Source organism: Microbacterium salitolerans (assembly GCF_019720895.1).
Taxonomy (GTDB): domain Bacteria; phylum Actinomycetota; class Actinomycetes; order Actinomycetales; family Microbacteriaceae; genus Microbacterium.
Genome location: NZ_JAHKSH010000004.1, coordinates 102290 through 118033 on the forward strand (window position 1 = coordinate 102290; position 15744 = coordinate 118033).

At 70.5% G+C, this 15744-nt stretch carries 12 protein-coding genes; 7 read left to right on the forward strand and 5 right to left on the reverse strand.

Annotated features, from left to right (window positions below):
- Positions 1-7 precede the first annotated feature (7 nt).
- Together KOL93_RS10080 and KOL93_RS10085 are read right to left on the reverse strand one after the other, a co-directional pair.
- Positions 8-3418 (reverse strand): ATP-dependent DNA helicase, encoded by a 3411-nt coding sequence (locus KOL93_RS10080; RefSeq protein WP_221585233.1) that lies wholly within the window; start codon positions 3416-3418, stop codon positions 8-10.
- On the reverse strand, positions 3415-6630 hold the full coding sequence (locus tag KOL93_RS10085) for an ATP-dependent DNA helicase (RefSeq protein ID WP_221585234.1): 3216 nt from the start codon (positions 6628-6630) through the stop codon (positions 3415-3417). Before KOL93_RS10085 ends, KOL93_RS10080 begins: the two co-directional genes overlap by 4 nt.
- Positions 6631-6778: 148 nt before the next feature.
- On the opposite strand from KOL93_RS10085, the gene KOL93_RS10090 reads away from it, so the two are divergent.
- Together KOL93_RS10090 and KOL93_RS10095 are read left to right on the forward strand one after the other, a co-directional pair.
- Positions 6779-7000, forward strand: coding sequence for a DUF3107 domain-containing protein (locus tag KOL93_RS10090; RefSeq protein WP_221585235.1), 222 nt, complete (start codon positions 6779-6781; stop codon positions 6998-7000).
- 11 nt (positions 7001-7011) lie between these two features.
- On the forward strand, positions 7012-7296 hold the full coding sequence (locus KOL93_RS10095; protein WP_221585236.1) for a hypothetical protein: 285 nt from the start codon (positions 7012-7014) through the stop codon (positions 7294-7296).
- A 4-nt stretch (positions 7297-7300) separates the two neighbouring features.
- Here KOL93_RS10095 and KOL93_RS10100 read toward each other — a convergent pair whose 3' ends face one another.
- Positions 7301-8014, reverse strand: coding sequence for a ferritin-like fold-containing protein (locus KOL93_RS10100; RefSeq protein WP_221585237.1), 714 nt, complete (start codon positions 8012-8014; stop codon positions 7301-7303).
- 209 nt (positions 8015-8223) lie between these two features.
- Between KOL93_RS10100 and KOL93_RS10105 the strand changes: the two genes are divergently transcribed.
- A complete protein-coding gene (locus KOL93_RS10105; RefSeq protein WP_221585238.1) occupies positions 8224-9630 on the forward strand; it encodes a DEAD/DEAH box helicase in 1407 nt (468 codons plus the stop codon).
- A 47-nt stretch (positions 9631-9677) separates the two neighbouring features.
- On the opposite strand, the gene KOL93_RS10110 is transcribed toward KOL93_RS10105, so the two are convergent.
- Positions 9678-10532 carry a PHP domain-containing protein gene (locus KOL93_RS10110; protein ID WP_221585239.1) on the reverse strand — a complete coding sequence of 285 codons (855 nt, stop codon included), beginning with the start codon at positions 10530-10532 and terminating at the stop codon, positions 9678-9680.
- Between the two features lie 125 nt (positions 10533-10657).
- Here KOL93_RS10110 and KOL93_RS10115 point away from each other — a divergent pair, with 125 nt between their 5' ends.
- Both KOL93_RS10115 and KOL93_RS10120 read left to right on the forward strand, forming a co-directional pair.
- Complete coding sequence (locus KOL93_RS10115) at positions 10658-11677, forward strand: endonuclease/exonuclease/phosphatase family protein (RefSeq protein WP_221585240.1); 1020 nt, start codon at positions 10658-10660, stop codon at positions 11675-11677.
- Between the two features lie 43 nt (positions 11678-11720).
- Positions 11721-13142, forward strand: a complete 1422-nt coding sequence (locus tag KOL93_RS10120) for an aminopeptidase P family protein (protein WP_221585241.1) — start codon at positions 11721-11723, stop codon at positions 13140-13142.
- Here KOL93_RS10120 and KOL93_RS10125 read toward each other — a convergent pair.
- Entirely contained in the window at positions 13127-13819 is a 693-nt protein-coding gene (locus KOL93_RS10125) for a YflT domain-containing protein (RefSeq protein WP_221585242.1), read from the reverse strand. The two genes, KOL93_RS10120 and KOL93_RS10125, sit on opposite strands and share 16 nt — an antisense overlap.
- Positions 13820-13935: 116 nt before the next feature.
- Here KOL93_RS10125 and KOL93_RS10130 point away from each other — a divergent pair, with 116 nt between their 5' ends.
- Positions 13936-15219, forward strand: coding sequence for a magnesium transporter MgtE N-terminal domain-containing protein (locus tag KOL93_RS10130; RefSeq protein WP_221585243.1), 1284 nt, complete (start codon positions 13936-13938; stop codon positions 15217-15219).
- Positions 15219-15743: a DUF1003 domain-containing protein gene (locus tag KOL93_RS10135; protein ID WP_221585244.1), complete on the forward strand. Its 525-nt coding sequence runs from the start codon at positions 15219-15221 to the stop codon at positions 15741-15743. Before KOL93_RS10130 ends, KOL93_RS10135 begins: the two co-directional genes overlap by 1 nt.
- Position 15744 lies beyond the last annotated feature (1 nt).

The following is a 15744-nucleotide window of genomic DNA, read 5'->3' on the forward strand; positions in this document are numbered from 1 at the left end:
CCGCGCATCACGGCCGTCTGGCCGCCCGCCACCGCGCGATCAGCTCCGACTCCTCCACGATGCGCTCGTCGCGCAGGATGAGATCGTCCGGCACGTAGTAGAGCGCGACGTCGATGTCTTCGAGTGCCACGCCGTGCCGCCGGTGGTAGGCGAGGCGATACAGCGCGAGCTGCAGCATGCGCTCCTCTCGCTCGGTCTCATTGCTCGGCGCCTTGCCGGTCTTCCAGTCGACGATCTCGATCCGTCCCCCGCGATCGTCGCGCCGGTAGACGGCATCGAGCTTGCAGATCACGATGTGCGGGGTGTCGCCGTCGAGGCCGAGCGCGAAGTCGACCTCCGTCTCGACCGCGATCGGCTGGAGATCCGCCCACTCGCTGCGCTCGAAGATGGCACGTAGGCGCTGAAGATCCCGTTCGTCCTCTTCCGAGACCACCTCGAACTCGCCCGCGCGCTCATCCGCATCATCGAGCTCCCAGAGCGCATCGTCGGGCGTCGGTGCGGAGCCCACGAGACTGGATCGGTGCTCGACCCACTGGTGGAAGAGCGTGCCGAGTCGGGTCTGGCGATAGGGCCGCTCGGGCATCGGTCGCACGAGCTCGTCGCGCGTGGCGTCGAAGTCGGTCACGTAGTCCTTGAACTTCGACGCCGGCACCCGCGTGGGGATCGGGACGACGATGCCGCGCTCGCGCTCCTCGCGCTCGGCGAGGAGTCGAGCGAGCTCGGGCGTCGGATCACCGGGCTGGGTTCGGCGCACGAGATCGGCCGCGGTCGACACCTTCGCACGACGGTCGCCGAGCGCATCGAGGGGCCAGTCGAGTGTCCTTCCCTCGCCGTCATAGGGGTTCTCGGCGTCGTCGGGCAGCGGCTCGACCGGCGGCAGACCGAGTTCGTCGAGGACCTCCTCGAGAAACATGCTCGGAGTGCGCGGCTTCTTCTGCCCCGACCAGTGAGATCCCGTGAGCAGCAGGTCGGCGCGGGCGCGGGTCACCGCAACGTACGCGAGTCGGCGCTCCTCCTCGCGCTGATGCTCGCGATTCGCCTGTCTGAAGGCATCGAATGCCGCCTTCAGCTCCTTCTGCTCGGCCTTCTTCGCCTGGCCGTCCGGGAGGACGGCGGGGGCAGCCCACTCGAATCGCGGCAGCGCCTTCGCGTCCCCGCGGAACTCGGAGGGCAGCTGTCCGAATCCGAAGCCGCCGAGCACCCCCTTCGCGCGCGTCGGCAGCTCGTCTTCGACCAGGCGCACGACGGCGACGGCGTCCCATTCGAGTCCCTTCGACCCGTGGATCGTCAGGAGCTGCACGACGCCGGGCTGCGGCGGCTCGGTTCGCGGCATGAGGTCGTCGGCCTGCTCCGCCTGCTCCAGCCAGGCGAGAACGCTGCCGATCGTGCCGGAGTCATCGATCGCGAGGAAGCCGCGCACCTCGTCGGCGAACGCCCTCAGCTGGGCCGACGCGGTGCGGGCGGGTCCCCGCGACTCGTTGACCGCGAGCTCGACGTCGAGCAGCAGCTCGGCCTCGATCATGCGCAGCAGATCGGGTATCGGCTGGCCCGCCGCGCGCCGCAGCCGGTCGAGCATGCCGGCGGCCTCACGCAGCCGCGCGCGCCCCTCCGAAGAGAACGCCGCCAGCAGGCGGTAGTCGTCGCGAGCCGTTCGCAGGAAGTCGAGCGCATCGACGATCGACACCTGCTCGTCGATTCCCGCTGACGCCCGCACGCGCTCGCGCACCTCGTCCGGGAGCGGCATCAGCGAGCCGTCCCTCTGCGACAGATCAGCGGCCAGGTCGTAGAGCGCCCCCATGTCGGCGACACCGACGGCGAATCGCGGGCCGACGAGCAAGCGGATGAGCGCGGATCCCTCGGTCGGGTCGTGCACCACCCGCAGCGCGCAGACCACGTCCGTGACCTCGGGCGCCGAGAGAAGTCCGCCGAGCCCGAGGATCCGGTGAGGGATCGCCTGCGCCGCGAGCGCGTTCGCGAAGGCATGCATGTGCTTCTTCGAGCGGAACAGAATCGCGCCGGTGTGCGGGTCGTCACGGATGTGGTCCGCGCGGAGCCGCGCGAACCAGTCGGCGACGGCCGTCGCCTCGTCGTCGAGGGTCTCGCGGAAGGCGACCTCGAGTCGTCCCTCGTCTGCGCCGACGCGGGGCTCCAGCGCGTGCACCGGCATGCGCCCGGGGACCTGCAGCGGCCGCAGCAGAGGATTCGCCGCACGCAGAACGACGCGATCGTTGCGCCAGCTGGTCATCAGGTCGTAGCGGCGAGCCGTGACGCCACGTGCGAAATCGGCAGCGAACCCCTGCAGATTGTCGGCGCTCGCTCCCCGCCATCCGTAGATCGCCTGGTGCGGATCACCCACTGCCATGACAGCGGAATCGCGAAACAGCTCGGCGAGAAAACGCGTCTGGAGGACGGATGTGTCCTGGTATTCGTCGAGCAGGACGACGCGGTACTGGGCACGGAGCTCGTGCGCGACGTCGGCGGCGCGTTCGACCACGTCGAGAGCTCCGGACACCTGGTCGGCGAAGTCAAGCACTCCGCGTCGCGCCTTCTCGAGCGTGTACTCCTCGACGAGGTCGAGGAGTATCGGAAGCGCCGTGAGCGCCGCGTGCGCCCGCTCCCAGTCGCGCGTCGAGACGATCGACTCGTCGACGAAGGGTGCGAACTCGGCCGCCTTTCTTCGCGCGTAGCGCCGCACGGCGTCGGGGGCGGCTCGGTGGTCGAGCAGCGCTCCCGCCAGCGACTGCACGGCGCGCACGATCTCGCCGAGCCCGCTCTCGAGTTCGTCGAGCCCGATGTCGTCGGCGCGCATCGCGACGCGACGCGCGAGCATCCACGCCGCCGACGAGCTCAGCATGCCCGCGTCGGGGTCGCGGCCGATGCGGGAGGAGTTCTCGCGCACGACGGAATCGGCGAACGCGTTGTAGGTCGCCACGCGTGGCCGGATGAGGAGCGACTCGGCCGAGGTCTGCCCGTGCGGATCCCAGCCCGTGTCGAAGCGCTCCGCGAGCTCGTCGAGAACGTCGCGACGAATCGTCTCGCGCTGCGTCGGCGTCGCCGCCGACGCGATGCGCGTCAGGGCGCCATCGGCGACGATCTCGGGCAGATGCGGGAGGAGGCCGCGTTCGCCGAACTCGTCGAGCTGCGCCAGTCGCTTCGCGATGCGCTCGGCCAGTTCGCCCGCGGCCTTGCGAGTGAATGTGAGTCCGAGGATCTCGTCACGACGCACGTGGCCGTTCGCGACGAGCCACAGCACGCGGGCCGACATCGTCTCGGTCTTGCCGCTGCCCGCGCCCGCCACCACGAGTGCCGGTGCGTCGGGTGCCTCGATCACCTGCCTCTGGGCGGACGTCGGGCGAAACTGCCCCAGCGCGTCGGCGATCACGTCGGCAGACAGCCCGTGCCCAGCACCCCAGCTCATGCGCTCACCGCCTTGATCGTGTGGATCCGGCAGACCGGCGCCCACTGGCCGTCCGTGCAGTGGGTGTCGACAGCCGCCGTGAACGACGCGGCGGACATGCCGCGCGCCGCCTCGGCGACGCGACGCAGGAATGCCGCCCGGTCCTCCCCCACGAGGGCGTGCTGATGAGCGACGCGGTAGGGGCTCTTCGCCGTCGTCTTCGAGACGACGACCAGGCGCGCACCGGCGTTCGCGGCGGGCTCGGCGTCCGCGACCGCGCCCTGCTCAACCGCGATCTGATAGGCCGCGAGCTGCGCGTCGTCCGCGACCTTCGCGTCGCTCACCCGTTCCTCGTGCTTGCCGCTCTTCAGATCGACGACCACGACGCTCTCCTCTCTGGACTGCTCTGCCGCGCGCATGGCCTCGAACCCTCGGCCGCGAGCCGCCGCGTGCTCGCCAGCGGCACGCGGATACGCCTCGACGCGATCGATGATGCCGCCGACGATCGCACGGCGCGGCGCCTGCAGATCGTCGCCTGTCGCGATCGTCCCGTCCTCCAGCGAGAGCGCGTATCGGAACGGCGCCTCCGAGGCGAGCACGCGCCCCCGTTCGATCTTCACGTTCGCCAGATAGGCATCGAGCCGCCGGACGTATTCGTCGAGGCGCCGCCTCTCGCGCGAACGGATCCACTCCGTCTCGAAGTCGAGCTCATGCCACCGTTCGTCCACCACGGCGCGGAGCGCGTCGAGCCCCCCGTCCGGCTCCCGCTCGAGAGCCGCGTGCAGGATCGTTCCGAGCCCCGCGCTCGGCGACGTCACGGTGTCGCCGCCAAGCGCGGCGATCACCCAGTTGAGGCCGCACTCCTCGAAGCCCTCGATGCGCGAGGGAGACACCCGAACCGCTCCGTTCTCGATATCGCGCAGCGGCGCATCCGTCGAGGGCGGCCGCACGCCGTACCACTCGTTCGGATCGGCACCGGGCACGCCGTGCTGCGCGAGCGTGCGCAACTGCCGTGCCGAAGCCTGCTTCTCGGGCTCGTCAGACGACGTCGTGAGCACACGACGATGGTGCGCCACCAGCCCGCGCAGAGTGAGGGGATGCTCGCTCTCCGACGCGGGTTCGGCGGGCGGCAGGTACTCGAACAGCGCGCTCGGTACGGACCCGTCGTCGTCGACGGCCGTGACGAGGACGCGCCGGCGCGCACGAGACAGAGCGCGCACGAAGAGCCTCAGTTCGTCGTGAAGCGCCTGCCGACGCCGGTCCAGGAGGGCGACCTCGCGCGTGTCGTCGCGCCCGTCACGCGCCGCCAAGACGGCCTCTGACAGCTGCCACGTGCCGAGGAGACCGCCGCGCAGCCTCGTATTCGGCCAGACGCCGTCCTGCAGCCCGGCGATGACGACGACCTCGTACTCGGTCGAGAGGGCGTTGGCCGGCGTGAGGAGCGTGACCGTCGCCTCGCGCTCGGGAGCCGACAGCGTGTCCTCAGGGACGTCGCTGTCGAGGATCTCGTGGATGAAGCGCTCGGGGCGCTCGTTCGGGTCGCGCTCGATGGCGCGCTTCGCCGCATCGAAGAGCGCGACGAGACCGTCGAGCGCGCGAGACGTCTCTGCGGCCGACGGCCCGTGGCTGGTCGCGGCGCGCCGCCAGACCTCGGAGACCCGTCGCCCCTCCAGCGTGCGCGACCGGTCCCAGACGTGCCAGAGGAGCTCGTGGATCGTCGCGCCCTCGCGCCCTCGGCGATGGACGTCGCGGAGAGTGACGGCGAAGCGCTCCGCCGAGCGCCCCTCCGGGGTGTCGAGGAGCGCGAACGGAATCGCGTGCGCGAAGCCCTCGCGAAGCAGCTCCCTCGCCGGACGCGCACCGCCTTGCTCGAGCTCGGCATGCCGCAGTCGCGCACGAAGTCGGCGCAGCGCCACTCCGTCGAACCCTCCGTACGGCGAGCGCAGGGCGTCGATCAGCGCCTCATCGTCTCGTGCCGACGGATCCTCGAGGCCGAGACGGACGATCTCGACGATCTGTCGCACAGCCTGCTCGCTGCCGAGCGGACGCGGCATGCCGGCCGCTCGAGTCGGGACATCGCGCGCCGCGAGCTCGGCTTCGAGTGCGACGAGCTGCCGACTGTCGTGCGCGATCACGGCGATGTCGCTCCATGCGACGCCCTCGGTGAGATGCCAGTCCCGCAGCCTGCGCGCGATCCGGTCGAGCTCCTCGGTGGGGGACGCCGCGCGCACGACCGTCGCCGCGCCCGAAGACGCGGGTGGAGCACCCGGTGCGTGCCGATGGTCGACGCGCCCGGCGGCACCGATCGTCTGCGTCACTCGCCGCGTGAGCCAGGTGAGCTCGGGCTGCTGTCGATGCTGGCCGTGCAGGACGTGCACGTCTCCGAGCACCGCCGAGAGCTCTCCGAAGAGCTCGGGCGTGATGCCGCGGAACGCACCGGACGCGATGTCGGGGTCGCCGAGCGCGAGCACGGTGATGCCGCGTTCGCGCAGCGCGGTGATGAGGGCGATGCCGCCGCGCGTGAGCTCCTGCGCATCGTCGACGATGACGACACGCAGCTGATCCACTCCGGGAACGCGCCTCGACGTCCGCAGGACGCGCACCGCGTCGCTCGTGAGCTCGGCCGCGTCGCGTGCCTGCGTGCGCAGGCTCTGGACGACGGCGGCGTACTCTTCCACGAGATCGGCGAGCGGCGCCCATGCACCGCCGCGAAGCGTGCGCAGCTCCTCGCGACTCGCGTCGAGCTCGACGGCGGAGTCGAGGAACGCGCGGAACTCGGAGCGGAAGTCGCGCGAACGGCGGACGATCGGCGAGAGGTGCTCGGGCCACGCGATGCGCCCGTCCGCGATGTCGCCTTCGATGATCTGCGCGAGGATGCGGTCCTGCTCGGCGCCCGTCAGCAGCTGCGGCGCCGGCTCGCCGCGCACGGCCGCGTCGGCGCGGACGATCTGGAACGCGAAGGATCCGACCGAGCGCGCGAGCGGCCCCGGCGTCGCGACGTCGACTCGCACGCCGAGTCGATCGCGCAGGCGCGTCGCGGATGCGCGCGACGGCGTGAGCACCAGGACCTCGTCGGCGGCGCACGCGGGATCCGCGCCCCCCAGGAGCCGTGCCACGCGCTCGACGATGACGGCCGTCTTCCCAGAGCCCGGCGCCCCGATGACGGCGCCACTCGCGTCGCAGGCGAGATCGAGCACCGCCAGCTGGTCGGGATCCCACTCGGTTCGAAGCATGGGACCCACGCTAATGACGACCCCTGACATTCCGACGATGAGGCTCGCCGTTCGCCGTCAGCGTGCGGCCGCGCCGGGGCGCTCGCACCTGCCATAGAGTTGACGTTGCGCTCCGATCGGGGCGCGCAGCGCGACGAAAGGCACGACCGTGGATATCCGCATCGGCATGATGAACACCGGCCGCGAGCTCACCTTCGCCTCGGATGAGACTCCGGAGGCCATCACGACCCGCATCGACGAGGCCATCGAGAACGCGAAGACGCTCTCCTTCACCGATGTCAAGGGCCGCACGTACGTCGTCCCCGCCAGCGCGCTCGCCTTCGTCGAGATCGGTTCAGAAGAGGCGCGCCGCGTCGGCTTCGTCGCCTGACAAGGGCGACGATGTACATCCTCCTCGCCCTCATCGTCGCGGCCGCCGTCGGCGTCGTGGCCCACTTCACGCTGCCGGGGCGCGAGCTCCGCGGCTCGCTGCTCGCGCCGAGCTTCGCGGTCGCGAGCGCCGCGGCGATCTACGCCGTCCTCACGTGGGTCCTCGGCGAGTCGAGCGGGTGGACCTGGGCGATCTCGCTGGTCGCCCCCGCCGTCCTGGCCGTCGCCGGCACGCTTCTCGTGACACGTGCGCGACGCCGTCGCGACGCCGCGGATCGCGCGCGCCTGAGCATCTGAGCCCTCAGGCCGCGAGACCGAGCGCGTCCATGCGCTGCGAGTGCGCGGACACGAGCGCGGTGTACACCGGCTCGACCTTCTGCTCGTCTTCGAGGTCCAGCCGCGTCGGACGCAGCGCGGCACGCGCGACGAGGAGCGTGTCGCCCACGAGACGACGTGCCCACATCGACAGCAGACCGCGCATCTCGTCATCGTCCTCGATCGTCGTGCGCAGGATGTCGGCGATCTGCTGCCGCTCGTGCCCCGCGCGCAGCACCCGTGCGACGCGGCGTCCGGTCTCGCCGTAGCTCGAGGCGAGAGCCAGGTAGAAGTCATCGAGCATGCCGGCCGTGATGTGTACCGTCAGCATCGTCTCGCGCGGCCGCGCGCCGATCGTCTTGCGCCGGAACTGGTCGAGCGATGCCTGGAACGGGCGCATGAGCTCCGTCGGATCCTCGCCGCGATCGCGGATGATCTCCACGATTCCGCGGTGCTTCCTCAGCGCCGCCCCCGCGGCCAGCGACAGCGCCTCCTTCTCGACGAGATCGGGCGTGCGGCGGATGAGGCGCGTGAGGGTCTCGAAGTAGCCGAGCTGCAGATACGCCGCCTGCCCGAGGAACACCTCGACGTCCGGAGCGAGTTCCTCGAAGTCGACGCGCGTCGCGTCGCCGCGTTCCCCGCGCGACCGGAGGCGCAGGATCCGTGCGGGACGCCGACGCTTCCAGAACCAGTTGACCACGGCAGAAGCCTAGGCGATGCCACAGGTCGCGAGCGCGTCCCCCGTCGCCCCGCACCGGTTTGCCCGGCCTGTCCGGGTACGCTGGATCCGGCCCCGGCATCGGATCGGGGCACCGCGCCTGTGGCAGAGACGTAGAGGCGTGGACGTAGACACCGGCGAAAGCCGCGCCCGGAAGTGCGCCGCTTCGCCGAGACAGGCAGCACTCCCACATGACCTCCTTCTCCGATCTCGGCGTCGACGAAGACATCCTCGGCGCTCTCGCCTCGAAGGGCATCGAGGACGCCTTCCCGATCCAAGAGCAGACGATCCCGATCTCGCTCCCAGGTCAGGACATCATCGGCCAGGCGAAGACGGGCACCGGCAAGACCTTCGGCTTCGGCGTGCCCGTCGTGCAGCGCCTCGGGCTCGACCCCGAGCCGGGCGTGAAGGCCCTCATCGTCGTCCCCACCCGCGAGCTCGCGACCCAGGTCTACGAGGACATGGATCTCCTCACGAGCGGCCGTTCGACCAGCGTGGTCGCCATCTACGGCGGCAAGGCGTACGAGGGCCAGATCGAGCAGCTCCAGGCGGGCGCGCAGATCGTCGTCGGCACTCCCGGCCGTCTCATCGACCTCGCCAATCAGCGCCTCCTCGACCTGTCGAATGCGACGGAGGTCGTGCTCGACGAGGCCGACAAGATGCTCGATCTCGGCTTCCTCGCCGACATCGAGAAGATCTTCCAGAAGGTGTCGCAGACGCGCCACACGCAGCTGTTCAGCGCGACGATGCCCGGTCCGATCGTGGCGCTCGCGCGTCGCTTCATGTCGAACCCCATCCACATCCGCGCGTCCGATCCGGACGAGGGGCTGATGCAGGCGAACATCCGCCACGTCATCTACCGCGCGCACCAGCTGGACAAGGACGAGGTCATCGGCCGGATCCTCCAGGCGGAGGGCCGCGGCAAGTCCGTCATCTTCACGCGCACGAAGCGACAGGCGCAGCGGCTCGTCGACGAACTGGGCGACCGCGGATTCAATGTCGGCGGCGTGCACGGCGACATGGGTCAGGAGCAGCGCGAGCGCTCGATGGCGGCGTTCAAGGCGGGCAAGCGGGACGTCATGGTCGCGACCGACGTCGCCGCCCGCGGCATCGATGTGGACGACGTCACGCACGTCATCAACCACACGATCCCCGACGATGAGAAGACCTACCTGCATCGCGCAGGGCGCACGGGGCGCGCGGGACGCGAGGGCATCGCCGTCACGTTCGTCGACTGGGACGACCTGCACAAGTGGGCGCTCATCAATCGTGCACTCGACTTCGGCCAGCCCGAGCCCGTCGAGACCTACTCGACGAGCCCGCACCTCTTCGAGGAGATGAACATTCCCGCGGGCACGAAGGGCCGCATCGTCGACGCCCCGATGAAGAAGGATCGCGACAAGCCGGCCGGCAAGTCGCCGTCGCGCCGTCGTCCGTCCTCGAGCGGCGACGCCCCGCAGGGCGCTCCCGCCGAGAAGCAGCCGGGCGACGGCACGCACGACGGCTCCGGCAAGGAGCACCACGACGGCAAGCCCGCCGCGGCGCGTCGTCGTCGCCGCCGTCGTCGCACATCCGGTCAGACGCAGCAGGGCGCGTAGGAGATCGCCGAGAGGGGCGGCCCGAATGGGTCGCCCCTCTCGGCGTGTCAGCCGAGGATCGGGGCAGATCCTGACGCCCCCGCGATGATGCGATCGACCATCACGGGGGCGGTCGTGTGCTCCCCCAGCCGGTTGGGCTTGCCCGCGCCGTGGTAGTCGCTCGAGCCGGTGACGATGAGATCGTGCGCCTCGACGAACGACCGCAGGTGCATGACGCCGGAGCGCACGTTCTCGCGGTGGCCGAGCTCGAAGCCGGCGAGGCCCTCCGCGAGGAGCGCGCGGATCATGCGGTCCGGCATCATCCCTCGGCCGGCGGGATGTGCGATCACCGCGACGCCCCCGGCCCGGACGATGAGCCGGACGACCTCGAGGGGGTCCGGCGCGTAGTGGCCGACGTAGTGCCGGCCGGCCGGATTCAGCGGGCCTCGGAAGGCGTCTTCGCGACTCGTCGCGAACCCTCCCGCGACCAGCGCGTCGGCGATGTGCGGACGCCCGATCGTCGCATCGTCTGCCCGCTGCGCGATGACGTCGTCCCACGTGAGCGGGTACTCCCGCGCGAGGTTCTCGACGAACTGCTCGGCTCGGCCGATGCGGTCGTCGCGCACGCGCGCCATGAGCCGCGTCAGCTCCGGGTGCGTCGGATCGAACAGGTAGGCGAGGACGTGCACGCTGAATCCACGGTGCTTCGAGGAGATCTCGGCGCCCGGCAGCAGCGCGATCCCCTCGCGAAGCGCCGCCTGCGATGCCTCGTCCCACCCGCGCGTCGTGTCGTGGTCCGTGAGCGCGATCGTCGCGAGTCCTGCGAGGCGCGCCTGGCGGACGACCGTCGCCGGCGTCTCCGTTCCGTCGGAGCGGTCGGAGTGCAGGTGCAGATCGGCGGACGCGGAGGACTCGGGGGGCACGTGAGGATCCTATTCGGCACGGCCCCTCCGACGGCTCGTGCGCCAGCCTGAGAGTCGCGTGCGCGTCCTCGTGGACACCGCAGGAGAATGCGGGTATTCCCAGGGGACGCGGTTAGTGTCGCCCCGTGCTGCGCTGGCTGGGAGTCCTGATCACTGTGCTCTTCGCGTGCGCCGCCGCCGTCATCACGTGGCCGCAGTTCTTCCGGCTCGAGCAGGTGTTCCCCTTCGTGCAGATCGTCGCGCTGCGAGGATCCGTCGTCGCGGTCTTCGCGCTGCTGTCGGTGCTGTTCCTCCTGTTCGCGGCGTCGCGCCGGATTCGGGGCTTCGCGCTGTCGATGGCCATCGTGAGCGTCCTCGCTGCGATCTGCGGCGGGGTGACCCTGGGGCTCCGGGGGTACGGATCCACGGACCTGCCCGAGCGGAACGCCGACAGCGTGCGCGTGATGACCTGGAACACCGCGGGCAGCGCGCCAGGTGCGGAGTCGATCGCGCAGACGGCCGTCGCGATGGACGCCGACATCGTCGCGCTCCCCGAGACGAACGGCGCGGTCGGCGAGGAGGTCGCCCTCCTCATGCGCGAGCTCGGACGCCCCATGTGGGTGCACAACGAGTCGTACAACGAGGAGATCGAGCGCGGTCCGCAGGCGTGGCAGACCACGATCCTCATCTCCCCCGATCTCGGCGACTACTCGGTCATCGACGCGTCGAACGAGGGGACGACGATGCTGCCGACGGCCGTCGCGATGCCCGTCGACGGCGCCGGTCCGATCGTCGTCGCCGCCCACGCCGTCGCGCCGCAGCTCGAGTACATGGACGCCTGGCGGAGCGACCTGCGCTGGCTCGCCGATCAGTGCGTCGACGGCAACGTCATCCTGGTCGGCGACTTCAACGCCACCGTCGATCACATGGCCGAGCTGGGCGTGGGCTCGAACGACATGGGATTCTGCCGCGATGCGGCGGCTCAGACCGGAAACGGCGCGGCGGGCACCTGGCCGACGTCCTTGCCGATGATCCTCGGCTCCCCCATCGACCACGTCCTCGCCTCGTCCGCGTGGAAGCCGAGCGGATCCGTCGTGCTCACCAACCTCGACGACACGGGCAGCGACCACCGGCCCCTCGTCGTGCAGCTGGAGCCCGTCGGCTGATCGGGCGGGTGACGCTCGCGGCCCTCGATGAGAGACTGAGAGCATGACTTCGACCCGCGACACCACCGAAAAGGCCCAGGCCGACGACGAGACGCAGACGGATTCGAACACGAACCGCCGCCAGCCGTTCCCGCAGGGCTTCCTGGACACGATCTCGACGGGTTGGGCCGATCGCCCCGACACCCTGCCCGCTCCGAGGGCGCAGGCCCCCTTCGCGGCAAAGCGCCGCGCGAAGCTGAGCGCCGCGTTCCCCGGCCAGCGACTCGTGATCCCCGCGGGGTCTTTCAAGCAGCGCAGCAACGACACCGACTACCCGTTCCGCGCCCACTCGGCCTTCGCTCACCTCACCGGCTGGGGCGCGGACGCCGTCGCCGACTCGGTGCTCGTGTTCGACCCGACGGACGACGGCCACGACGTGTCGCTCTTCGTCCGCGATCGCGCGACGCGCGAGGCCGAGGAATTCTACCGCGACGCGACGATCGGCGAGTTCTGGGTCGGTCCGCGCCCCTCGCTCGCGGCTGTCTCGACCGACCTCGGCCTGCGCACCGACCACCTCGAGAACTTCGCGTCGGGCGACGAGGACCTCGTGGTCGGCGTGCACGAGGCTCTCACGCGCGCCGTCTCGGAGCTGCGCCTCGAGAAGGACGAGTACGAGGTCGGTCAGATGCAGCTCGCGGTAGACACCACGGCGAAGGGCTTCGACGACATCGTGCGCGACCTCCCGCGCATCATCGACCACCCTCGCGGGGAGCGCGTCGTCGAAGGCGTGTTCCACCTGCGCGCCCGCAGCGACGGCAACTGGGAGGGCTACGACACGATCGCAGCGTCCGGCCCCCACGCCTGCTACCTGCACTGGACGCGCAACGACGGCGCCGTGCTGCCGGGCGACCTCATCCTCATCGACGCCGGCGTCGAGCTGGACAGCCTCTACACCGCCGACATCACCCGCACCCTGCCCGTGAGCGGCACGTTCACCCCGATCCAGCGCAAGATCTACGAGACGGTGCGCGAGGCGGCCGACGCCGCGTTCGCGGCCGCGCGGCCCGGCATGAAGTTCCTCGACCTCCACAACACCGCGATGCGGGTCATCGCGGAGCGCACGGCCGAGTGGGGGCTCCTCCCCGTCACCGCAGAGGAGGCGCTCGACGCCGACAAGGGCGGCCACCAGCGGCGCTACATGGTGCACGGTACGAGCCATCACCTCGGTCTCGACGTGCACGACTGCGCGCAGGCGCGTCGCGAGATGTACTACGAGGGCGAGGTGACGCCCGGAATGGTCTTCACGATCGAGCCCGGCCTGTACTTCCAGATCGATGACGAGACCGTGCCGCAAGAGTATCGCGGCATCGGCGTCCGCATCGAAGACGACATCCTCATGACCGAGGACGGTCCGGTCAACCTCTCGGCGAACATCCCGCGCACGGCCGACGAGGTCGAGGCGTGGATCGCTCAGTCGCGCGGCTGATCACCTGACTCGGGCCCGGCGGATCCTTCGGGATGCGCCGGGCCGTCCGCGTTCTCACGCGGCTCCTCGCCTGCGGCGGGCGCCTCGGGCGGGATGGCGGCATCGGCGGGCGCGGACGCCGCAGCGGCAGGAGCCGACGACTTCTGGTCGGCGATGCGCACACCGTAGCGCGGCGGCTCGTTCGACGGCGGCTGCACCACGGTCGTCCGCGGCTTCGTCGTGCCGAGCACACGGCGCGCTTCTGTGACGTGCGCCGAGGCGACGGCGACCTCGTAGTGGTCGGCGGCGACCGTCATGACGCTCGCGTAGTCGCGGCGACGTCGCACGACGGTGTAGCTGAGGATGCGGAAGAGCATGCCGAGCCCGACGCCGATCAGGAGAACGCCTCCGAGCATCGCCATGTCGATCTGCGGGACCCAGATGACCGTGAACGCCGCGAAGAGCAGGCCGAGCATGACGCCGTTGAGCGCCCCCTGCCAGGCGGCCTGCGCCCAGCCGAGCTTGCCCGTCACCTTCTCGACCGACCGCAGCGCGCTGCCGACGATCGCGATGTCCCGCGCCGGCACGTTCTCGGCGATCAGCTGGGACACCGCCTTCTGCGCGCCCTCGTACTTCGCGTAGGTCGCGACGGTCTCCCCCACCTCGGGGGTTCGGGCGGCGGCGTTGATCATGCTCATGACCCGATTGTCCCACGCACCGCACGTGCGGGCCGATGCGCCGGCTATGCGCGGTCTGTGAGAGTCGATCCTCTCGCGACGACCGGGCATCGGCTCGTCCCGACTACGCTGGGGGCGTGAGCACACAGAGGGTCTTCGTCGGTCGCCTGGCCGGTTGTCCCGTGTTCGATCCGGCGGGTGATCGACTCGGGAAGGTGCGCGATGTGGTCGTCGTGTACCGAAGTTCCGGCGCGCCCCGCGTGATCGGCCTCGTGCTCGAGATCCCGGGGCGCCGCCAGGTGTTCGTGTCGATCGGCCGGGTGACGTCGATCGCGCAGGGCCAGATCATCACGACCGGCCTCATCAACGTGCGCCGTTTCCAGCCCCGCGCCGACGAGCGCCGGATCATGGCCGAGATCATCGGCCGCCGCGTGGACCTCACGGACGGCGACGGATCCGCGACAATCGAAGATGTCGGCATCGAGCCGAACCGCATCGGGGAGTGGGCGATCAGCCAGCTCTTCCTGCGCCGGCCGCGCACGAGCGCGTCGCCCTTCTCGAAGGGTCCGACGACATTCGCGAGCTGGTCGCAGGTTCAGGAGCGGAAGAAGCCGGGAGAGGCGCACTCGGCCGAGCAGCTCGCGCAGAGCTTCGCGGAGCTGCGCCCCGCCGACCTGGCCAACACACTGCTCGACCTGCCGACGGGCCGCATGATCGAGGTGGTCGCCGAGCTGAACGACGAGCGCCTCGCCGACGCGCTCGAGGAGATGCCGGAGGAGCGGCAGGTGCAGATCCTGGAGGCCATCGGCGACGAACGCGCCGCCGATGTGCTCGACGAGATGGATCCCGATGACGCCGCCGACGTCCTGGCGGAGCTCGGCGACGAGCGCAGCGAGGAGCTGCTCCAGCTGATGGAGCCCGATGAGGCCGACGATGTGCGCCTCATCCTCCGCTACGGGCCGGACACGGCCGGTGGGCTCATGACGACCGAGCCGATCATCCTCCCCGCGGACGCGACGATCGCCGAAGCGCTCGCACTGATCCGTCGCCATGAGCTGCACCCGGCGCTCGCCGCGAGCGTCTTCGTGACGCTCCCGCCGTACGAGACGCCCACCGGACGCTACCTCGGGGCCGTGCACTTCCAGCGCATGCTGCGCTATCCCCCGCACGAGCGCATCGGCGCGATCCTCGACGATTCCGTCGAGCCCGTGCAGGCGACGGCGCCCGCGGCCGAGGTCGCACGCCGGCTCGCGAGCTACGACCTCGTCTCCATGCCCGTCGTCGACAAGGCGCACCGCCTGCTCGGCGCCGTCACGGTCGACGACATGCTCGACTTCCTGCTCCCGGACGACTGGCGCTCGCACGATGAGGACGACCCGATTCCGCTCATGACCGGATCCATCCCGACGGTGGCACGCTGATGGCGCGCGCACACAACCGCGGCTTCACGCGTGGCCGGCGACCGAGCCTCGGCGAGGAGACCCCCACCGCGAGCGATCGATTCGGACAGGCGACCGAGTGGATCGCGCGCGCGATGGGAACACCGTGGTTCCTCGTGATCCTCACGCTGTTCTGCGTCGCGTGGATGGCCTGGAACACACTGGCCCCGCAGCAGTGGCGCTTCGACTCGGCCGCGATCGGCTTCACGGCCCTCACGCTCATCCTGTCGCTGCAGGCGTCCTACGCGGCGCCGCTCATCCTGCTCGCGCAGAATCGCCAGGACGACCGCGACCGCGTCTCGCTCGAACAGGACCGCCAGCGCGCGGAGCGCAATCTCGCCGACACCGAGTACCTCGCCCGCGAGATCGTCGCCCTGCGCCTCACGCTCGAGGATCTCGAGAAGCGCACCCTGAGCCGCGACATGCTCCGCGAAGAGCTCACCCGCGCGCTGCACGAGCTCGACGAGCAGGACGCCGACGACACGACACCTTCGGAGAACCGCTGAG